Source organism: Spirosoma oryzae, from assembly GCF_003002825.1.
GTDB lineage: Bacteria > Bacteroidota > Bacteroidia > Cytophagales > Spirosomataceae > Spirosoma > Spirosoma oryzae.
Genome location: NZ_PVTE01000006.1, coordinates 108,805 through 128,352, shown reverse-complemented (window position 1 = coordinate 128,352; position 19,548 = coordinate 108,805). Strand labels below are relative to the sequence as shown.

19 protein-coding genes are annotated in these 19,548 nt (G+C 52.7%); 8 read left to right on the top strand and 11 right to left on the bottom strand.

Annotated elements, in window-relative coordinates:
* Nucleotide 1 precedes the first annotated feature (1 nt).
* On the bottom strand, nucleotides 2-1,096 hold the full coding sequence (locus CLV58_RS08620; protein ID WP_106137390.1) for a hypothetical protein: 1,095 nt from the start codon (nucleotides 1,094-1,096) through the stop codon (nucleotides 2-4).
* A gap of 254 nt (nucleotides 1,097-1,350) precedes the next feature.
* On the opposite strand from CLV58_RS08620, the gene CLV58_RS08615 reads away from it, so the two are divergent.
* The 4 genes from CLV58_RS08615 (at nucleotide 1,351) to CLV58_RS08600 (ending at nucleotide 6,556) form a co-directional block, all read left to right on the top strand.
* Nucleotides 1,351-2,607, top strand: a complete 1,257-nt coding sequence (locus tag CLV58_RS08615; protein WP_106137389.1) for a peroxiredoxin family protein — start codon at nucleotides 1,351-1,353, stop codon at nucleotides 2,605-2,607.
* A 265-nt stretch (nucleotides 2,608-2,872) separates the two neighbouring features.
* A complete protein-coding gene (locus CLV58_RS08610) occupies nucleotides 2,873-3,343 on the top strand; it encodes a MarR family winged helix-turn-helix transcriptional regulator (RefSeq protein WP_106137388.1) in 471 nt (156 codons plus the stop codon).
* A 54-nt stretch (nucleotides 3,344-3,397) separates the two neighbouring features.
* On the top strand, nucleotides 3,398-5,833 hold the full coding sequence (locus CLV58_RS08605) for a 3-hydroxyacyl-CoA dehydrogenase/enoyl-CoA hydratase family protein (RefSeq protein ID WP_106137387.1): 2,436 nt from the start codon (nucleotides 3,398-3,400) through the stop codon (nucleotides 5,831-5,833).
* Nucleotides 5,834-6,160: 327 nt separating this feature from the next.
* The gene (locus CLV58_RS08600; protein WP_106137386.1) at nucleotides 6,161-6,556 is read left to right on the top strand and encodes a type II toxin-antitoxin system VapC family toxin; all 396 of its coding nucleotides are present in this window, start codon (nucleotides 6,161-6,163) and stop codon (nucleotides 6,554-6,556) included.
* Nucleotides 6,557-6,611: 55 nt separating this feature from the next.
* Here the strand turns inward: CLV58_RS08600 and CLV58_RS08595 are convergent, their stop codons facing one another.
* From CLV58_RS08595 to CLV58_RS08575, 5 genes are all read right to left on the bottom strand, one after another.
* Nucleotides 6,612-7,253 carry a DedA family protein gene (locus CLV58_RS08595; RefSeq protein WP_106137385.1) on the bottom strand — a complete coding sequence of 214 codons (642 nt, stop codon included), beginning with the start codon at nucleotides 7,251-7,253 and terminating at the stop codon, nucleotides 6,612-6,614.
* 87 nt (nucleotides 7,254-7,340) lie between these two features.
* Nucleotides 7,341-9,215: an ABC-F family ATP-binding cassette domain-containing protein gene (locus CLV58_RS08590; protein WP_106137384.1), complete on the bottom strand. Its 1,875-nt coding sequence runs from the start codon at nucleotides 9,213-9,215 to the stop codon at nucleotides 7,341-7,343.
* Nucleotides 9,212-9,385: a PIN domain-containing protein gene (locus tag CLV58_RS29110; RefSeq protein ID WP_211300832.1), complete on the bottom strand. Its 174-nt coding sequence runs from the start codon at nucleotides 9,383-9,385 to the stop codon at nucleotides 9,212-9,214. The genes CLV58_RS08590 and CLV58_RS29110 overlap by 4 nt, the downstream gene beginning before the upstream one ends.
* A 47-nt stretch (nucleotides 9,386-9,432) precedes the next feature.
* The gene (locus CLV58_RS29105) at nucleotides 9,433-9,561 is read right to left on the bottom strand and encodes a hypothetical protein (RefSeq protein ID WP_425443504.1); all 129 of its coding nucleotides are present in this window, start codon (nucleotides 9,559-9,561) and stop codon (nucleotides 9,433-9,435) included.
* 50 nt (nucleotides 9,562-9,611) lie between these two features.
* Nucleotides 9,612-9,848, bottom strand: a complete 237-nt coding sequence (locus CLV58_RS08575; RefSeq protein WP_106137381.1) for a hypothetical protein — start codon at nucleotides 9,846-9,848, stop codon at nucleotides 9,612-9,614.
* A 140-nt stretch (nucleotides 9,849-9,988) separates the two neighbouring features.
* Here CLV58_RS08575 and CLV58_RS08570 point away from each other — a divergent pair, with 140 nt between their 5' ends.
* The 4 genes from CLV58_RS08570 to CLV58_RS08555 all read left to right on the top strand — a co-directional run bounded on the left by CLV58_RS08570 (nucleotide 9,989) and on the right by CLV58_RS08555 (nucleotide 13,413).
* Nucleotides 9,989-10,966: a formylglycine-generating enzyme family protein gene (locus CLV58_RS08570; RefSeq protein WP_288426980.1), complete on the top strand. Its 978-nt coding sequence runs from the start codon at nucleotides 9,989-9,991 to the stop codon at nucleotides 10,964-10,966.
* Between the two features lie 98 nt (nucleotides 10,967-11,064).
* Complete coding sequence (gene folK / locus CLV58_RS08565; RefSeq protein WP_245882273.1) at nucleotides 11,065-11,568, top strand: 2-amino-4-hydroxy-6-hydroxymethyldihydropteridine diphosphokinase; 504 nt, start codon at nucleotides 11,065-11,067, stop codon at nucleotides 11,566-11,568.
* A 57-nt stretch (nucleotides 11,569-11,625) separates the two neighbouring features.
* Nucleotides 11,626-12,843 carry a pyridoxal phosphate-dependent aminotransferase gene (locus tag CLV58_RS08560; RefSeq protein WP_106137378.1) on the top strand — a complete coding sequence of 406 codons (1,218 nt, stop codon included), beginning with the start codon at nucleotides 11,626-11,628 and terminating at the stop codon, nucleotides 12,841-12,843.
* Nucleotides 12,844-13,215: 372 nt separating this feature from the next.
* Nucleotides 13,216-13,413, top strand: coding sequence for a hypothetical protein (locus CLV58_RS08555; RefSeq protein ID WP_106137377.1), 198 nt, complete (start codon nucleotides 13,216-13,218; stop codon nucleotides 13,411-13,413).
* A 71-nt stretch (nucleotides 13,414-13,484) separates the two neighbouring features.
* On the opposite strand, the gene CLV58_RS08550 is transcribed toward CLV58_RS08555, so the two are convergent.
* The 5 genes from CLV58_RS08550 to CLV58_RS08530 form a co-directional block, all read right to left on the bottom strand.
* Complete coding sequence (locus tag CLV58_RS08550) at nucleotides 13,485-14,216, bottom strand: RluA family pseudouridine synthase (protein ID WP_106137376.1); 732 nt, start codon at nucleotides 14,214-14,216, stop codon at nucleotides 13,485-13,487.
* 100 nt (nucleotides 14,217-14,316) lie between these two features.
* Nucleotides 14,317-15,135, bottom strand: coding sequence for a 3-methyl-2-oxobutanoate hydroxymethyltransferase (gene panB / locus CLV58_RS08545; protein WP_106137375.1), 819 nt, complete (start codon nucleotides 15,133-15,135; stop codon nucleotides 14,317-14,319).
* A gap of 140 nt (nucleotides 15,136-15,275) precedes the next feature.
* Nucleotides 15,276-16,700, bottom strand: coding sequence for a murein hydrolase activator EnvC family protein (locus CLV58_RS08540; RefSeq protein ID WP_106137374.1), 1,425 nt, complete (start codon nucleotides 16,698-16,700; stop codon nucleotides 15,276-15,278).
* Between the two features lie 30 nt (nucleotides 16,701-16,730).
* A complete protein-coding gene (gene lolB1 / locus CLV58_RS08535; RefSeq protein ID WP_106137373.1) occupies nucleotides 16,731-17,597 on the bottom strand; it encodes a lipoprotein insertase outer membrane protein LolB1 in 867 nt (288 codons plus the stop codon).
* Nucleotides 17,590-19,386 (bottom strand): tetratricopeptide repeat protein, encoded by a 1,797-nt coding sequence (locus CLV58_RS08530; protein ID WP_106137372.1) that lies wholly within the window; start codon nucleotides 19,384-19,386, stop codon nucleotides 17,590-17,592. The genes lolB1 and CLV58_RS08530 overlap by 8 nt, the downstream gene beginning before the upstream one ends.
* Nucleotides 19,387-19,548 lie beyond the last annotated feature (162 nt).

Here is a 19,548-nt window from a genome sequence, read left to right as displayed (position 1 = left end):
GTTATCGCCGGAGCTGCACCCGATGCCCTTTCGACAATGGAACGAACACACGTGCTGTCAGAAAGGGGGACATGGGGGTGCGAAAGCCATTGATTGCCAGCGAAACAACCGGATAGCGCCCCTCAATACTAATCAGCTTGCGGTAACTTAGTCCGACACCGGTATCCAGGAAGCCGGTTGCATTCGTGATGCCCGAATAAACTTTTGCCTGGAACGCCCCCCGGCCAAAATAACGTCCGGCGAACAAACCCAGCATTGGGTTGCTGTAACTGTAGGGCTCCCATTCGTACCGTACACGACCAACGTCGAGCATGACGAACACATTGTGAAAGCGTTTCGGCAGCAGCAGTTGCACCGTTGCCATGTATGAACTGACGCTAAAATTATCGACCCGTCCCAGGAAATAACCCGACATACCAATATCAACGATCGGGCTGTCAAACGCTTTCTTGACGATCTGTTGGGTAGGCGTTACGCGGCAGAAGCGCAGGTATTCACTCAGCAGCGCAATCAAACTATTTTCTGTATACTGTACCCGATCGGTATTGAGCGTAGGACACTCGGTAAGGGCGGCTTTCAGCTCCCGGCGAAACACGGGTTCACTGTACGAATACAAGGCGTTTCGGCGGTTCAGTTGCAGCTCGATATTGTGCAGCAGGATGACCGAATCGTTCTTGACTAACACGTAGCGCGTTTTGAGTCGGCTATCAGCAAATCGATACAGTTGCGCCAGTGGGCTATCGAGCAACTGCTCGGCTAATACGCTGGTCGTGTCGGTATGGTCGATGATCGCATCGCTGGGCAGTACCGGCTCGATTTTGTAATACGGCACGACCAGCGTCAACCCACGATACGTCGACCCGTTGTCGATACGCAGCAGTTGCACGTCAGATACCGGTATCGTCTTTACAACGGCGGAACCCTGCGGTATAAATTCAATGGTCGCCCGGCTACGTTCCGAGTCGTAAAAGCGCAGCGAACCCGTCGATGTTTGCTGATGACTATCAGTTACTGTTGCCGGCCGCAGCTGGTACTGCGCCTGCGTCGCCAGCGCCCACAGCATGAGCAGGCTACTGAATGCGTAAAAACGGATCATTGGAAAAGAGAGGAAGAACAAGTTACTGGCGCAGTTGACGCGCCTACGATGGCGTAGATACCAAGTAGCAAAACTACGACCAACAGCAGGATTTACTAACCGGCGAATGCACGTTTTTAACGTTCCCACCCGATCTTGCCTGTACCGCTCGACTGGACTGTTGGCAGCGTCGCAACGGCAGAAACTAACCGGCTTCCATACTCGTTTTTCCGCTTTAGTTTGTTACTTCACCAGAATACAACCCTTACCAATTCATGCTACGACCACTTTTGCTTTTATCGCTGATCGGCTGCTCCGGTCTGACGTTTTCCTGCGCTGGCCAATCTAAACCGACAACCGTACAACCAGGCACCTACCGTGCCGTAATAACGACCAAAGGCGGACCACTTCCCTTCGGACTGGCACTCGAACCGGGCAGGCAGGCGGGCACATACACGGCTTTCGCAATCAACGGGAGCGAACGGCTGGCGATGGATATGGCAACCGTAACCGGCGACTCCATCCGCATTCCGATGGCGCTATTTGATTCAGAACTGGTCGCGAAAGTGGATGGCAAAACGCTAACCGGAACCTGGCGTCGACACCGCACGGCGCAGCAAACACTGACGCTACCATTTCGGGCCGAACTTGGCCCTAACTACCGCTTCGTCCCCGACAGCAAATCGGCGAGCACGACGATAGCCGGTACCTGGGCAACGGAGTTTAGTAACAAGCGAAATCAGGTCGATACCGTTAATGCGGTGGGCGTATTCAAGCAAACGGGTAATCGCGTGTCGGGTACCTTTCTCACCCCCACCGGTGACTACCGCTACCTCGATGGTAATGTCGTTGGCGACAGCCTGTTCCTGTCCTGTTTCGACGGCTCGCATCTATTTTTGTTCAAAGCGAAGCATAATTCCGCAGCGAAGACCTTGGCCGGTGGTTTTTGGGCGGGTATTTCGGGCTACGAATCGTGGGTAGCTAAAGCCGACCCGAACGCCAAACTGCCCGACCCGACATCGCTGACCTATCTGAAGCCGGGGGCTAAAACACTGACGGCTTCCTTCCCCGAACCCAACGGCAACGTCGTATCGTTGACTGACCCGCGCTACAAAGGCAAGGTGACGGTCGTGCAGATTTTAGGCTCGTGGTGCCCCAACTGCATGGACGAAACCAACTTCCTGAGTCCCTGGTACAAGAAGAATCGGCAGCGGGGCGTCGAGATCCTGGGCTTATCGTTCGAGCGATCGGCCAACCTGACCGAGTCCGGCCCGAAGATCGAGCGCATGAAACAGCGATTCAAAATCGATTATCCAATCGTTCTGGCCGGCACCAACGACAAAGCGCAGGCAGCCAAAGCGCTACCCGAACTGAACGCCGTCGTCGCCTTCCCCACCACGCTCATTCTGGATAAAAAAGGGCAGGTTCGACACGTGTACACCGGCTTCAATGGCCCCGGTACCGGCAAATACTATGACCAATACGTTGACGAATTTAATAATTTGATTACTAAGCTATTGGCTGAGAAATAAGTCTTGAACTGTGATTCTTATGATTACACTGATGGGTTATGATTTTTCTCTTTGAATCAACGAAATCAATACAATCACAAGAATCATAGTTCAGACAATCATGGACTGTGATTCTCGCGATTCAGGTGATGGGCTATGATTTTTCTCTTTGAATCATAGGAATCAATACAATCACAAGAATCACAGTTCGAGACAACAGTATGCATGCATACTGTTTTACAAAAAATACGTAGCTTTACCCCCGTACGAACAGGACGACACCGCTATGAAAAAGGAGAAAACCGTTGACTTTCACATTAAGTGGGGATGGCACGCTATTTCCCGCATGTACAATGCCTACGCGGCTCAGTTCGACATCACAATGGCGATCGGCTATGTACTGCTCAACGTCGACCTCGATGAAGGAACGCCCGCTACGAAAATCGGTCCGCTGCTGGGCATGGAACCCCGCTCCCTGGTCCGGATGCTGAAAAATCTGGAAGAGCGCGGCCTGATTCGGCGCGAAGTTGACGGCAACGACAAGCGATTCGTCCGCATTTTTCTGACCGACACCGGCCGGGAGAAACGCGAGATGGCTCGCGACGGTGTCATTCAATTCAACAACCTTATTCGGGAGAATATACCGCTCGACAAACTGGTCGTTTTCTTCGACGTCATCAAAGACATCAACCGGCTTGTCGAGGAAGAGAACGCCAAAATCAAAGCGGCAGAATCGGAAGAACTTACGCTGGACTAGATCACGACTAAACACCTGATTTTCGATAACCGGTCGTCAGGCCGACATCTACACATGGAAGCTACCCTGGAGAAACCCAAAACCCAGTCGAAAACCCGAACCATCCGGCGTGTTGCCGTCTTAGGATCGGGTATCATGGGTTCACGTATCGCGGCCCACTTCGCCAACGTTGGCGTCGACGTACTACTGCTCGACATTGTTCCGAAAGAACCGAACGCTGCCGAGCAGGCCAAAGGCTTGACAACCGACAGCCCACTGGTACGAAACCGGATTGTCAACGACGCCTTTCAGACGATGCTTAAAGCCAGTCCGGCGTCGCTCTACAGCCCGAAATTCGCCAGTCGCATCAAGCTGGGCAATTTCGATGACAACCTGAAAGAAATCGCTACCTACGATTGGATCATCGAAGTAGTCGTCGAACGACTCGATATCAAACGGTCGGTCTACGAGCGGATCGAGCAGTTTCGCAAGCCGGGCACGCTGATTACGTCGAACACGTCGGGGATTCCGATGCACTTGCTGACCGAAGGACGCAGCGACGATTTTCGGCGTAACTTCTGCGGCACCCACTTTTTCAACCCGCCCCGCTACCTGCGGCTGCTCGAAATCATTCCCGGCCCCGATACCGACCCGGCCGTGGTTGACTTCCTGATGAATTATGGCAGTCTGTATCTCGGCAAAACCACTGTACTCTGCAAGGACACGCCTGGGTTTATTGCCAACCGACTCGGTATTCAGTCATTGATTCAGACCATTCGTGTCGCCGAAGACATGGGTCTGACTGTCGAAGAAGTCGACAAACTAACAGGGCCGGTAGTCGGTCGGCCGAAGTCCGGAACGTTCCGTCTGTCAGACGTCGTGGGCCTCGATACGACCGTCAATGTCGCTGGCAACCTGTCGAAGATGGAGCACGACGAATCGCGGGCGAGTTTTGACCTGCCCGCGTCGGTGCAAAAGCTGATGGACAACAAATGGCTGGGCGATAAAACCGGTCAGGGGTATTACAAGAAAACCAAAGACGCGACCGGTAAAACCGAAATTCTGGCGCTCGACCTGAAAACGTTCGAGTACAAGCTGTCGCAGAAAGTAAAGTTTGCGACGCTCGAAGGCACCAAAGCTATCGATAGCCTACGGAAGCGGTTCCCGGTACTATTGGCCGGCACCGACAAGGCGGGCGAGTTCTACCGCCGGACCTTTGCCGACGGCTTTCAATACGCGACCCACCGAATCCCGGAAATCTCGGACGAACTGTATCGCATCGATGCCGCCATTACGGCTGGTTTTGGCTGGCAGTTGGGCCTGTTCGAAACCTGGGACGCTATCGGGGTGCGGAAAGGTGTCGAGCTGATTGAAGCACAGGGCAAAAAACCAGCGCAGTGGGTATACGATATGCTCGACGCGGGTATCGACTCGTTCTACCGCGTCGAAAACGGTAAGAAACAGTACTACGACATCCCGTCGAAGAGCTACAAGACCATTCCCGGTACAGAAGCCTTCACGATTCTGGAGAACCTCTCCCAGAACGTGGTCTGGAAAAATGCCGATGCATCGATTTACGATCTGGGCGACGGCATTCTGAACGTGGAGTTCCGCAGCAAGATGAACACCTTCGGACAGGGTGTTTCCGAAGCCTTGATGAAAGGTATCGCGCTGGCGGAGAAAGATTTTCGCGGTCTGGTCGTCGGCAATGATTCGACGGATGCCTTCTCGGCGGGTGCTAACCTCGGCATGCTGTTTATGTTCGCCGTCGAGCAGGAGTTCGATGAAGTCAACCTGATGATCGCTCAATTTCAGAACATGATTATGCGACTTCGGTATTCGTCGGTACCCGTCATTGTTGCCCCGCACACGCTGACGCTGGGTGGTGGCTGCGAAGCCGTACTACACTCGGACCGGGCCGTGGCGCATGCCGAAACCTACATGGGTCTGGTCGAAGTTGGGGTTGGGCTGATTCCGGCGGGTGGTGGTACCAAGGAGATGGCCGCCCGAGCGTCGGACCTGTATCAGTCGGGTGATCCAGAACTGAACATTCTCCAGAACATCTTTATGAACATCGCCACGGCGAAAGTGTCGACGTCGGCGCAGGAAGCCCGTGACATGAATTACCTGCGGCCAACGGATCAGATCGTGCTGAATCGGAGCAGCCTGATCGCCGAAGCCAAACAAGCGGCTATCGAGCTGGCGGAGAACGGCTACACGCAACCTAAGCAGCGTACGGACATCAAGGTTCAGGGTAAAACGGGCATTGCTTTGTTCAAGGCGGGAATTGTCGCCATGCGCATGGGCAACTACATTTCCGACCATGATGTAAAGATCGCCGACAAACTGGCTTATGTACTTTGTGGGGGTGATCTGAGCAGCCCGCAACTGGTGTCGGAAAAGTACCTGCTCGATCTGGAGCGGGAAGCCTTCCTGTCGCTATCGGGCGAGAAGAAAACGCTGGAACGTATTCAAAGCCTGCTGACTGGCGGTAAGCCGCTGCGGAATTAGGGTCGGTTTACGGTAAACGGTTTTCTGTTTACGGCAAAAAGGGCGGCTTTCGGTATGTCTCGATGAGATACCGAAAGCCGCTTCGTTTTGCCGCAAACAATTTTTACATTTCGGTATGAACGCTATACGAATCCGAACTCAGGTCAATCAGAATCATGAATTAATTCTTCAGAACCTCCCTTTATCGAAAGGTAAACGAGTGGAAGTTATCATTTTGGAAGATGATTCTGAGAATAGTCTTACTACAGAAGAACGTTTTCCTCTTAGAAGCAGACCTATTCGTTATGATGACCCTTTCAGCAGTGCAACCGATTGGGAAGCAGATTTATGATTTTGCTCGACACACATGTCTGGATATGGTGGATCAATGAACCCACTAAACTCGCTCCTGAAACAGTAGCCTATCTCGACAAACTACAGCCTGCCCATGTTCATATCAGTCTGATTTCGTGCTGGGAAGTGGCCAAACTGGTTGAGAAAAATAGGTTAACGCTACCCGTCGCATTGGTAGATTGGCTCGAATTGGCTATTGATCGAACTGGCGTTACCACAATTAGCCTGGAGCGAGAAATAATAATCGATGCCTGTAACTTACCGGGCACATTCCATGCTGATCCGGCCGATCAGTTAATCGTATCCACTTCCAGAATAAAGCAATTACCATTGTTGACAGCCGATAGCAAGATTCTATTGTACGAACATGTAAATGCCCGGCATCCGTAGAATACACCTACCTGGCATCGCCATTGATGATATTACCGAAAACAGAATATTCTCTTTACACCTCTCTCGTTTTTGCTTCTTTGCGAGCATTCAGATAACCGCGCACAACGGTAAACGTGGTTACTCCCAGGAAGAAGACAATAATCCACTGCACATAGTCGACAATCCAGGGAAAGCGTTCGCCGAAGAAGAATCCGCCACCGACCAAGACAATCACCCACACCGCACCACCAACGATATTGTACAGCATGAACAGCTGAAACCGCATGTGAATCAGGCCTGCCAGCAGTGGTGCAAACGTGCGAACAATGGGTAGAAAGCGAGCGACGATCAGCGCGCTGCTGCCGTATTTCTCAAAAGCATCGCGGGTGTTCTGAATGTATTTCTGCTTGAAAAACAGCGAATCCGGCCGACTCTGAAGCCGTCCGCCGAAATAGTAGCCCGTCAGGTAACCCGTCAGCGAACCGAGCACGGCAGCTGAAAAAATACAGAGCAGCAGCAGCCACAGCGGTACGTTCAGCAGTTTAGTACCGGCAAAGACCCCCGACAAAAACAGTAGGTAGTCGCCCGGCAGGAAAAAGCCGAAGAAGATACCATTCTCGATGTAAACGATCAGCGTAACGACAATCAGCCCACCCGTCCGAATGATCTCCTCCGAGTTAAGCAGGTACTGAAAAAAATCAACGATCTGCTGCATAAGACAGTGATTGAATGGGTGATTGATAGAATGATTGAGTGTTCCAGGCAACCCTATCCAATCATTCTATCAATCACTCATTCAAAATTAGACATGTTCTGCCAGTTCCAGCCACCGGTCTGACTTCTCGGCGACCGTTTGGTCGATGGTTTCGATTTCGCGGGCCCAGGCGGTTAGCTGCTCATGGTGTCCGCCACCGTTCAGCAACTCAACGACTTCCAGCTTACGCTGTTCCAGCGAGTCAATTTCTTTCTCCAGTGTTTCGTACTCTTTCTGTTCCTTAAACGACAGCTTGCGTTTGCCCGTCGACGTATTCACCGTAGGCGTTGGGGCGGCCGGCTGATTTTTGGGAACCGCTTGCTTAGTGGGTTCCGGCGTACGTTTCTGGCTGTCGCGCCATTCGCGGTAATCGGTATAGTTGCCGGGATAATCACGCACTTTACCTTCGCCTTCCAGTACGAACACGTGCTCAACCAGCCGGTCCATGAAGTAGCGGTCGTGGGTAACGATCATTACACAGCCTGAGAAGCTAAGCAAAAAGTCTTCCAGTACATTCAGCGTTGTAATATCAAGATCGTTGGTCGGCTCGTCAAGAATCAGGAAGTTGGGATTCTGTACCAGCACCAGCAACAACTGAAGTCGTCGTTTCTCGCCCCCGCTTAACTTGGCGACGTAGTCATACTGCTTCGAGCGATCGAACAGAAACCGGCTCAGCAGTTGTGTTGCCGTTACGGTATCGCCGTTGGCCAGCTTCATCACCTCCGCTACATCCTGCACGACGTCGATTACCCGCTGATTCTCCGGCAGGTCCAGTTCCGATTGGGTATAGTAACCAAACTTCACCGTACCGCCCGTCGAAATCTTACCCGAATCGGGGCGCAACAGGCCGGTAAGCATGTTCATCAGCGTGGTTTTGCCCATGCCGTTCTTACCAATCAGCCCTACCCGATCGAATCGCTTGAAGGTATAGGTAAAGTGATCGAGCAACACCTTATTCCCGTATCGCTTGCTCAGATTCTCCACTTCCAGAATCTTCGTTCCCAGGCGGGTCATGCGTAGGTTCAGGTCGAGTTCGCCGTCGCTGCGTTTGCCGCTGGTTTTCTCTTTCAATTCATCGAACGCATCGATCCGGTACTGCGCCTTTGTCCCACGGGCTTTGGGTTGCCGGCGCATCCATTCCAGTTCCCGCCGGAAGGTGTTCCGATCTTTCGCCAATTCAGAAGCTGCTGCCTGTTCGCGCTCGTCTTTCTTCTCCAGAAAATATGCGTAGTTTCCTTTGTAGGTGTACAATTGCCCACCATCGAGTTCGGCAATCTGATTACACACCCGGTCCAGAAAGTACCGGTCGTGCGATACCATCAGCAGCGTACCGTTGTTGGTGTTCAGGTAGTTTTCGAGGTATTCGATGGCTTCCAGATCGAGGTGGTTAGTCGGCTCGTCAAGGATCAGCAGGTCAGGGTTCTGGATCAGCACCCGCGCCAGCGCCACCCGTTTCCGCTGACCGCCCGACAATGAACTGACACGCTGGTCGAAATCATGAATACCCAGTTCGCCCAGCATCTGCCGAATCTGCGCTTCGTAGTCCCAGGCCTCCAGCTTTTCCATGTCGCTCATCGCCCGTTCAAGGGCCGTATGATCGCCCGATGCCAGCGCCTGTTCGTAAGCACGCACCGCATCGAGTTGCGCGCTTTCGCCAGCCAGCACCACTTCCATGACCGTCATGGCGTCGTTCAGATCGGGCTGCTGATCGAGGTAGCCGACCGTAATGTCTTTGCGATGGGTCACCACGCCCGCATCAGGCGGTGCGGCCCCGGCCAGAATCGTCAGTAACGTCGTTTTGCCCGATCCATTCGCCCCAACGATCGCCACCTTGTCGCCCCGATTGATTCCGAATGTGAGGTTGCGGAAAAGCGTCCGGTCGCCGTACGTTTTAGAAAGATTTTCGGCTGATAAGTAATTCATTGTTTCTCAAAAAACAGTGCAGAAAACTGCTGCCTTGTTACGGCCCGTACTTTAGGGAAGTTTATAGTAGCAAGGGCGTTAAAATGTCGATCGTCAGTTATGATGTAATCTGCGTTACCGGCAATAGCGCAATCGACAAACTTGTTATCGTCTGGGTCCGTTTCGAGCAAGTACCAGAAATAGCTGGGCTCTGCCTGTATCAGATTTTGTAGGTTTATCAATGTATTGCCAGCTTTGGTGATCCCCAGAATGATCCTATAATTTCTTCGTACTCATGAAGAATTTCGGTTGACACGACTATTTCTACTGTCCCATCGAGTACAGCGTCAAACAGCCACCGACTCATTGATACTTTAGGGATACTGACCAACAACGCATTTGTATCAATCACGACTCTCATCGCTTCGGATTGTAAGGCGTACGGCGATGCACAGTTGCGTCTTGTTCAAGCTGCTCCGCTGTGATACCCCGCTCGCTGACAAGCGCATCGATTTCATCGTCGACCAGACGTGAAAAATAAGCAGCCAGCAACTGTTTGATTTCAGCCTCCTGATGAGCAGGCAGTTCGCGCTCAAACAGGCGCAGCATGTACTGCTGCATGCCGTTGAGCCGGGTGGGTTGATTGGTTTCCATATACAGCCAGACTAGTCGTCGCGTTTCAGAACCTGAATAAATACAAAGGTACAACAAAGGAAATCGTTCCTACTTTTGCCTTTACCAGGAAACGTCATTGACTTATGCCTTACCGATTCCTCTCGATTAACTGCCTCGCGATGCTGCTAACGTATACAGCAAGCCGGGCGCAGACGACTTCTGGCTTTACATCGTACACGCAGACTATTCCGGGCAGTAATCAGACCTACGCTATGGTCGCCGTGCCGGGCGGCAAGGGTATGATGGGCAGCCCCCCCGACCAGAAAGGCCATCAGCCCGATGAAGGTCCGGTGCACAGCGTAACGATTGAACCCTTCTGGATGGGCAAATACGAAGTAACCTGGGATCTGTACGACCTGTTTGCCTTCACCAATATGGAAAAGGAAATGGCCGCCAAATACCCGGCCGCCGACGCCAATCTCGCCAAAACCGACGCGACAGTTCGTCCTAGTCCGCCTTACGTCGATATGTCGTTTGGCATGGGCCGGGCGGGCTACCCGGCCATCAACATGACGCAGTACGCAGCCATTAAATTCTGCGCGTGGCTCTACGCCAAAACGGGTGTCTTCTATCGACTGCCAACGGAAGCGGAATGGGAGTACGCTTGCCGGGGTAACGACAAAAACGCAACGCTCGCTTACTCATTCGGGAACGATGTCAGCAAATTGGGCGAATACGCCGTTTTCAAAGGCAACAGCAACGGCTCGTATAAGAAAGTAGGCACGAAAAAACCGAACTCGTTTGGACTGTACGATATGCACGGTAACGTGATGGAATGGACGCAGGACCAATACATCGAGGACTACTATAAACAGAAGGCTGCCGGTAAGGTCAACGAACCATATGCACCGACCACGACACTTTATCCAAACTCCGTACGGGGTGGGTCGTGGGACGATGACCCGGCGGTATTACGGTCGGCAGCACGTACCCAATCGGCCCCAGCCTGGAAAATCATCGATCCCCAGAGCCCCAAGTCCGACTGGTGGATGACATCTGCATCGTTTTGCGGCTTCCGCATTATTCGGCCAGCGAAAACCCCGTCCGAAGCCGACATCCGCGCTTACTACGACATCAAACCGATCAAAGACTACTAGTTGATTGATTGATCGAGTGATCGAATGATTGAATGGAGCGCGTCAGCTTATTCAATCATTCGATCACTCGATCATTCTATCACTCAATCACTCAATCCTTGATTACTTTTCTTCTGCTGGGGGCCAATCTTGGGGACCGCGTGCTTACGCTGGCGCAGGCGGTAAGGCGAATTGAGCAGCGCGTCGGGCGGGTCGTCAGTCAATCGAACCTGTACGAGACCGCAGCGTGGGGCGTGACCGAGCAACCCGCTTTTCTGAATCAGGTGCTGGCCATCGAAACAACGCTGGAGCCGGAGATGGTCCTGGCGCAGACCCAGGCGATCGAGTCTGAACTCGGTCGGGTACGGCACGAACACTGGGGGGCGCGTACGATAGACATCGACCTGCTGTATTACGATCAACTCATCTGGCAATCGCCTACGCTAACACTACCCCATCCGTTCCTGCACCAGCGCCGGTTCACCCTCGTTCCGTTGGCTGAAATTGCCCCTGATTTTAGGCATCCAGTACTGCACAAAACGACGCTTGACCTGCTAGCTAACTGCGATGATACGGGAGCCGTGACGATTTTTAATTCGCCAACGATCGTCCCCCCGCACTGAAATCATAGTACCTTTGCACTCAGTTTGTTATCATTTTCTCAAAAATCACCACCGATTATGTCTGCCACGCTCGACACAGTGAGTCTGTTAGCCGACCGCATCAATGCGCTGGAAGAATCGTCCACGTTGGCGATGACCAAAAAAGCCCGCGAATTAGCCGCTCAGGGCCACAAAGTAATCAGCCTGAGCGTCGGCGAGCCTGATTTCAAAACGCCCGATCACATCTGTGAGGCCGCTAAGAAAGCCATCGACGACGGTTTCCATGGCTACTCCCCTGTTGCCGGATACCCTGATCTGCGCAAAGCCATCGCCGACAAATTCAAGCGTGATAACAACATCGACTGGAAGCCCGAGAACATCGTCGTCTCGACAGGGGCAAAACACTCGCTGGCCAACGTCATTCAGGTGCTGATCAATCCCGGCGATGAAGTCGTTATCTTCTCGCCGTACTGGGTTAGCTACTCGGAGATGGTAAAGCTGGCCGAAGGTAAATCAGTGGTGGTCGACGGATCATTTGAGAATAACTTTAAAGTTACGCCGGAGCAGTTTGAAGCCGCCATCACCGACCGCACCCGGATTGTGATGTATGCGTCGCCAAACAACCCAACCGGTTCGATTTATTCAGAGGCCGAATTGCGGGCAATTGCCGCCGTCGTTGCCAAGCACGAGAATGTATTCGTACTGGCCGACGAAATCTATGAATACATCAACTTCACCCCCGAAGGTCATTTCAGCATCGGCTCGATTCCTGAAATTGCTGACCGCGTTATCACGGTCAATGGCGTAGCGAAAGGCTATGCCATGACGGGCTGGCGCATCGGTTATATCGGTGCAGCTAAGTGGATTGCAGAAGGCGTTGAGAAGCTACAGGGACAGGTTACGTCGGGAACAAACTCGATTGCCCAGAAAGCAGCCGTTGCCGCGATCAGTGGTCCGCTGGATGCCAGCAAGGAAATGACGAAAGCCTACCAGCGTCGGCGCGACCTGGTGGTGAAGCTGCTTAAAGAAGTCCCTCATTTCCGGGTCAACGTACCTGAGGGTGCTTTCTACGCCTTCCCTGACATCAGCTATTACTACGGTAAATCAGACGGTACGACGACAATCAACAACTCCGACGATTTTGCGTCGTGGCTGCTTAACACCTCGTACGTGTCGACGGTAGCAGGTTCTGGTTTTGGTGCGCCGAACTGCCTGCGTATCTCAACGGCAGCGTCTGATGAATCGCTGGCGGAAGCCGTTCAGCGTATAAAGGATGCCGTGGCGACATTGAAATAGACGTAAACACAAAAAAGCCGGCCGGATGTTTGAAAAACTGACATCCGGCCGGCTTTTTTAGAACTATACTACTATTTCTATAGGTTATAGTATATATAATTTCTCAATACCTAACTCCTTGCTTTACACGTTGGTATATATACATATGGCACTTTTTTTGCTACCTTGAAATTAATCAGGTAGCGTTACTGCCCAATATTGTGCCAACTGATTCGTGTTAACTTAAACTTTTTTCAGAACCCCACCGTTTTGAACTTAAGCAAGTTAATTTTTAATTAATACAGTAAAAAGTTGGGTAGGAATCACTCACTTTTTTTTGAAAGAAACCCGTAATCCGTTAACTTAACCAATACCTAAAGACTAACCGAAACGATGAAACATGTCAGGCTGCATATGATCTTCCAGTGGGTCTTTTTTATGCCCATTATCCTCCCGCTGTGTATCATCTACGGTGCATTACGTGGTGCGGTTCAGATGGTCGAACGGGTCGTCAATCAAATGATGGCTGATGTTACGACCGACTCAGTTGATAAGCATACACAGCATTCATTCGATAACCCAACTTATTAGTCGGTATACAGAAAAGCCCCCGGCGATGACGACATCGACCGGGGGCTTTTGCATTACTACGGGACATCTGCCTATTCGTAAATACGATCCAGATTTTTGTCTTTGTAGTTCTCGTCGTCAAGTTCAAGAAACTCTTCCCAGAACGGGTCGTTGGGTAAGCCCGCCCGACAAATGATCGGCTCTTTTTTCACCGGATGAATAAAATACAACCGGCGCGCGTGCAGATAGATCTTTTTGTCGGCAACCGCCCGATCGTAACCGTATTTGACGTCGCCCCGGATTGGACAACCCATGTGCGCCAGTTGCGAACGAATCTGATGCGGACGCCCGGTAATCGGGTTTACTTCCAGCAGAAAGTGCTCGTTGATACGGCCTAATAACCGATACGATAATTCGGCCTTTTGCGAGCCCGGCACTTCGTAATCGTACACCGACACCTGATTCTTCTGCTCGTCTTTTACCAGCCAGTTTACCAGCTTGTTCGCATCGACCGGAGGCTTTTTCCGCACGACGGCCCAGTACGTTTTCTGGACCTGCCGTTTCCGGAAAATTTCGTTCATTCGTTCCAATGCCTTCGACGTACGGGCAAATACAACCAGTCCGCTGACGGGCCGGTCGAGCCGATGCACCAGTCCCAGAAACACCTCCCCCGGCTTATCGTATTTTTCTTTAATGTACTCTTTCAGTACTGTCAACAAGGTCGTATCACCAGTACGGTCACCCTGTACCAGGATACCAGGATCTTTATTGACAATCAGTAGGTGGTTGTCCTCGTAAACAACCTGATATGGCTTTTTCTTCATTGCTCTTTTCAGAAGAAAGAGGAAAGACGCTAGAAAAAAGATAGGCCAGTAATAGCGCCAGCTTTCTTTCTTCTTTCTTCTATTTTCTTTCCTCTCTAACTCAGTACGCTTCTTTCTCGTTCGGGAAGTCGCGGCTTTTCACATCGTCGACATAATTCGTAATCGCCTGCTTCATAACCGAATGCAGGTCGGCATATTGCCGCAGAAAGCGTGGTTTAAACTCGTTGTTGATCCCCAGCATATCGTGCACAACCAGAATCTGTCCATCAGCGTCGGGGCCGGCACCAATACCGATTGTTGGAATCTGAAGCGCCTGCGACACTTGTTTGGTCAAGGCTGCCGGTATCTTTTCCAGTACGACACCGAAGCAGCCGATTTCCTCCAGCATCTGCGCATCAGTCATCAGCTTCGCGGCTTCGGCTTCTTCGCGGGCTCGTACAGCGTACGTGCCGAACTTATAAATCGATTGTGGGGTAAGCCCCAGGTGCCCCATCACCGGAACACCCGCGCTCAGAATTCGAACGATCGACTCCCGAATTTCCTGCCCGCCTTCCAGCTTGATCGCGTGAGCACCCGACTCTTTCATAATCCGAATCGCCGACCGCAGCGCTTCCGCCGAATTACCCTGGTAAGAACCAAATGGCAGATCGACCACAACCAGCGCCCGTTTTACCGCCCGAACAACCGAGCTGGCGTGATAGATCATCTGATCGAGTGTGATGGGTAAGGTCGTTTCGTGGCCCGCCATTACATTCGACGCAGAATCCCCCACCAGAATTACTTCAACGCCAGCCGCATCAACGGCCCGCGCCATCGAGTAGTCGTAGGCCGTCAGCGCCGAAATCTTCTCGCCTTTATTCTTGAGTTCCTGAATGGTGTGCGTTGTGACGCGCTTTATATCGGGATTATGAACAGACATCTTTTTTAAGTTGTAGAGTTTTAGCGTTGTAAAGTTATAGAGTTGCAGTCTCGTAAAGGTGGCTACCGCGTCAGCCCGTCCGGCGATTAGCTGCTCGCGCCAGCAACTTTATAACCGTACAACTATCCAACTTTACAACTTCATCGAGGGGAAAGCCAGGATTCTGGATTTAGCTTGGTAAACTCTTTCCAGATCTGAAATTGCATTTCCGACACGCCATTTTTATCGGTAGCGACCGTACCGATTGGCTCGCGGGCCTTGACACGCTGCCCTGCCCGCACCTGCACCGTGCGCAGCTTGGCGTAGACCGTAAAGTACGTACCGTGCTGAATTGCTACGACGTTGTTCATGCCGGGAATGTTGGTCACGTCCTGCACGATGCCGTCGTACACCGAGCGCACACTTTCGCCGGCATTGGTCTGAATGTTTATGCCCTGATTTTCGACGTAAATACCTTTCAGCAGCGCATGGGCCCGGCGGCCGAAATGGTCCGATACGAAGCCTTTCGATACGGGCCACGGCAGGCGCGCCCGCGACGCAGTGAATGACGACGCCAGCGCCGTTTCTTCGGTATTCAGGTTGGTGTTCCGCCGTTCGTCGGCCGTGGGTGGAGCCGGCTCCGGTTCAGGATCGGCTGGCCGCTCGGCTTTGGCCACCACCTCCGGGTCGGGCTGTTTACCCGCCTTTTCGGCCGCAGCGACTTGCTCTTCGGCCCGCTTCCGCTCAGCCGCCCGACGAGCCGCTTCCTGACGGGCCAGGCGTTCGCGGGCCAGACGAGCCGCCCGTTCACGCGCTTCTCGTTCGGCACGTTCCTTCGCTTCCCGTGCAATCAGGCGGGTAATTAAATTTTCCAATTGACCGATAGCTCGACGGCTTTCGTCAAGTTCGGTCCGCAACTCAACCTCTTTTTTGCTGAGTTGCTCAACGACCTGATTCTTTTCCTGCTTGAGCGTTTCCAGTTTTTTCGACTCGCCAACTTTAGCCTGTAGCGTCCCCTTCTGCTGATTCCGTTTCCGCTGTGTGGTTCGTTCTTTCTCCGTCAGATCGCTCTGCACGGCGTTCATCTGCCGCACCTGACTTTGTCGGGCATCGGAATATTGACGCAGATAGCGGTAGCGGGCTACGAGTTGATTGAAGTTATCCGAAGCAAACAGAAAACCCAATGGACTTACCTGCTGTCGGCGCCGGTCGGCCGTGTAGATCATCGACCCGTATTCGACCTTTAGTTTTTTCAGGTCGTTGGTCAATTTGCGACTCGCCTGGCGCAGTTCAGCAATTTCTTCTTCGGTCAGGCGCAGGTCTTTGTTTAATAGGTTGATCTGCTGCGACTGCGCCTGAATCTGCTGGTTGAGCGCCTTCAACTGACCAAGGCTGGTCTGTTTCTCTGAAGCCGTTTTGTTCAGGATGGAGCGAATTTGTCCCATCTTTTCCAGGTTCTGCTTCTTCTCCTTTTCCAGTGCCTGTCGGCTACGCTGCGTCTGTTGAGCCACCGCCGGAGCCACCCAGACGAGCAGCATCAGGCAGCAGCTAAATAAGGCAGTCGTTCGTAGGGAATGAATGTGCATAGACACGTTACCGGGGTCGGTTTGATTTCGTTACGGTCGTCGCTGATAACTGGCCGGCACCGAAAACGGGAAGCCCGGATTTTCGCTCACCTGTTCAACCTTGCTGTGCCGAATCATCACCGCTGTCTGCGCCGGCTGTCCCGTATCGGTAGTTTTGTAGTTGAGCTCAAGCTGACTGGCATACGGGAATAAAAACGTATTCAGCGCCGTAAATTCCTGGTAATCGAGCCGTAGTGTATTACCAGTCTGTTGCACCGAAACAAGCAGCCTGGCTAGTTTTCGGTTCTGTTCGCCGATGTAATTGTCGATCTGTGACCCATTGCTGGTCTGCCGCAACAGCAGCGTATCGGCTTCCTGCCGGACCACCTGCGCCGGTTGACCGGGCAGCGGCAAATTTCCGACAAGCAGTGCCTGCACGAATGCGAAATTCAGCGGAAACCGAAACTGCCGACTGATGGTACCATAGTCAGCCACGGCGTACTGACGGTTGATTTTATCCAGGATGTGCACCGAATCGCGGGCAATCAATACCCTGGCACCTTCGATACCCAGCTTGGATATCGACAGCCAGATCAGGCTGTCTTTCTGCACTCGTATGCTGACAGTGGCATTGTCGATGGCCTGCTGCGGGTTCTTGAACGATAGCTTCGACCGCATGGTCAGAAACATAAAGTCGACCTGAGCGACGTTGGCATCAATGGCTCTGGCAAACGAAGCAGGGTTACCCGATGTACCACTGCTTGTCGAGCCAGAAACCGGCCGGCTAACCACACTCGAATCTGGTGTCGGGCGGGTGGTTGGCTGCGCGGTCGGGCTGGTTGCGGGCACTTGTCGGCGACAACCACCGACACCTAGCAACACGCTCATAAACAGCAGCGCGGTGTAAACGTTAGTCATCTAGTTTTCCGGTAGAGATTTTCTTGTCGATACCGGACCCGGCTCCGCCTTTCGCTTTGGCGCGTTTCCACTGCTCCACCGCCTGCGCCGATTGACCCAGCCGATACAGCACGTCGCCATAATGTTCGATGATTGTCCCGCTCACGCTTGCCGGATTGGCGTTTACAGCTTTTTCCAGATACTGTCTGGCTTTGGCATAGTCTTTCGAGACGTACAGCACCCAGGCGTATGTATCCAGATAGGTCGCATCGTTCGGGTGACGATCAACCAGCTTTTCCGCCAGTTGCCGGGCACGCGGCAGATTCGCTTTCCGCAGTGACAGGAAATAGCTGTAGTTATTCAGTACATGGTCGTTGACCGGATCACTTTTCAGCACCGTTTCGTACGATTCATCGGATTTGGCATAATCGCCCAAGCCGTTGTAGGCATCGCCTAACTGTGCGTAGATACCACTTTTCAACTCCGGAGTCACCATCGATGCCAGTAGCTTCTGGCTTTCTTCAAGTGCATCGACCGCCTGCTGGTATCGACGCTTGACCAGGTTGGCCGTCCCGTTGGAATACCAGAACATTCCCTGATTCGGGAACACTTCCAGCGCCAGTTCCGAGTGGGTCAGCAGGCTATCCATCTGGTTTAATTCGCCATCGAGTTGCAATAGCGCGCCCCATACTTCGTAGACCGAGCCGTCGAGACGGGCCGCGCGGGCGTAGGCATCCCGCCCTTCTGCTTTACGGCCCTGTCGCACCAACTGGTTGGCCACCATAATCTGTGCTTTCGGATCGTTGGGACTGGCTTTAACAAGTTCCTGAGTCAGGGCCAGGGCCTCCTGCTTACCCGTATCCGATTCGCCCACCATACCGACATAACCCGACAGAATCCGGGCTTTCATGCCTGCTTCCAGATTTGGGCTGGCCAGTACCAGATCAAGCTCTTTCTTGACCCGTGCCATGTCACCTTTCTTCCGATAGATGTCGGCCAGCAGCAAATGCGCCTGGGGCAGATCGCTACTTAATTTGAGCGCCCGGTCGATCCAGTTCAGCGCCTGATCGCTCCGGTCGTTGGCAATAAGCAATTCGGCCCCTTCCAGTAAGTAATCCGGGTCGCCCGGTGCGGATTGCACCAGTTTCTCGGCCTCCTGAACGGCCTTGTCTATCTTGTTCTGCTTGAGGTAGATTCGCTGCTTCTGCCGGGTAATTTCGTCGTTCGGACCAATTTCCTTTTCTACCCGCTCGTACGCAGCCAGCGCTTTGTCGGGCTTTTCATCGAACAGATAGATAGCTGCCAGTTCGATACCGTATTCGGCATTGTCGCTGCCCGATTTCAGGATGGTTTCGTACAGGTCCTCGGCCTCGCTGTAGCGTTTTTGCTTGACATACAACTCGGCAAGCTGTAGCGAATAGAACTTGTTGGCAGGCTCAAGACTATGGGCTTTGACTGCGTACGGCGTAGCTTCAGCCACCTTATTGCTTTTCAGCAGGGCACTCGCCGTCGCATAGTGAGCCGCAGCATTGGCCGGGTCTTTCTGAATGATCTTGGCGAACAGGGGTAGCGCTTTCGATGGCTCATCGGTCATCAGATAACGCATACCATCGGTAAACTGCATCTCAGCTTCGGCGCGGGCTACTGTCGTCGAGTTGGGCGCATGCCGCGCTACGGTTGTATCTGTTACCGCCCTAGCCGATCGCCGGCGCTGCGCCGTAGCCGGCTCCAGTAGTGTGCCCAGTATTCCACATCCCAGCAGCGCGATCTTCAGCGACTTACGATCCAGAAAACGAACTACAGTATTCATGTGGTTGAGCGATTGAGGACATACCTACCAGAACGCGATAGGGCAGGCTTGTATTGCCGCCGATGGCCGCGCAGGCCCTATAGACAAAGGTAGGGTAAAAAACAGCGGAATGCCAGTACCCGCGCAGGGTGGGTTTCCAGGCTGGAATCAGGAACAAATCGG

Excerpts from the sequence above, each read along its gene's own strand:
- CLV58_RS08620 (WP_106137390.1), bottom strand. The coding sequence starts at position 1,096 with ATGATCCGTTTTTACGCATTCAGTAGCCTGCTCATGCTGTGGGCGCTG.
- CLV58_RS08615 (WP_106137389.1), top strand. The coding sequence starts at position 1,351 with ATGCTACGACCACTTTTGCTTTTATCGCTGATCGGCTGCTCCGGTCTG.
- CLV58_RS08610 (WP_106137388.1), top strand. The coding sequence starts at position 2,873 with ATGAAAAAGGAGAAAACCGTTGACTTTCACATTAAGTGGGGATGGCAC.
- CLV58_RS08605 (WP_106137387.1), top strand. The coding sequence starts at position 3,398 with ATGGAAGCTACCCTGGAGAAACCCAAAACCCAGTCGAAAACCCGAACC.
- CLV58_RS08600 (WP_106137386.1), top strand. The coding sequence starts at position 6,161 with ATGATTTTGCTCGACACACATGTCTGGATATGGTGGATCAATGAACCC.
- CLV58_RS08595 (WP_106137385.1), bottom strand. The coding sequence starts at position 7,253 with ATGCAGCAGATCGTTGATTTTTTTCAGTACCTGCTTAACTCGGAGGAG.
- CLV58_RS08590 (WP_106137384.1), bottom strand. The coding sequence starts at position 9,215 with ATGAATTACTTATCAGCCGAAAATCTTTCTAAAACGTACGGCGACCGG.
- CLV58_RS29105 (WP_425443504.1), bottom strand. The coding sequence starts at position 9,561 with ATGAGTCGGTGGCTGTTTGACGCTGTACTCGATGGGACAGTAGAAATA.
- CLV58_RS08575 (WP_106137381.1), bottom strand. The coding sequence starts at position 9,848 with ATGGAAACCAATCAACCCACCCGGCTCAACGGCATGCAGCAGTACATG.
- CLV58_RS08570 (WP_288426980.1), top strand. The coding sequence starts at position 9,989 with ATGCTGCTAACGTATACAGCAAGCCGGGCGCAGACGACTTCTGGCTTT.
- CLV58_RS08560 (WP_106137378.1), top strand. The coding sequence starts at position 11,626 with ATGTCTGCCACGCTCGACACAGTGAGTCTGTTAGCCGACCGCATCAAT.
- CLV58_RS08555 (WP_106137377.1), top strand. The coding sequence starts at position 13,216 with ATGAAACATGTCAGGCTGCATATGATCTTCCAGTGGGTCTTTTTTATG.
- CLV58_RS08550 (WP_106137376.1), bottom strand. The coding sequence starts at position 14,216 with ATGAAGAAAAAGCCATATCAGGTTGTTTACGAGGACAACCACCTACTG.
- panB (WP_106137375.1), bottom strand. The coding sequence starts at position 15,135 with ATGTCTGTTCATAATCCCGATATAAAGCGCGTCACAACGCACACCATT.
- CLV58_RS08540 (WP_106137374.1), bottom strand. The coding sequence starts at position 16,700 with ATGCACATTCATTCCCTACGAACGACTGCCTTATTTAGCTGCTGCCTG.
- lolB1 (WP_106137373.1), bottom strand. The coding sequence starts at position 17,597 with ATGACTAACGTTTACACCGCGCTGCTGTTTATGAGCGTGTTGCTAGGT.
- CLV58_RS08530 (WP_106137372.1), bottom strand. The coding sequence starts at position 19,386 with ATGAATACTGTAGTTCGTTTTCTGGATCGTAAGTCGCTGAAGATCGCG.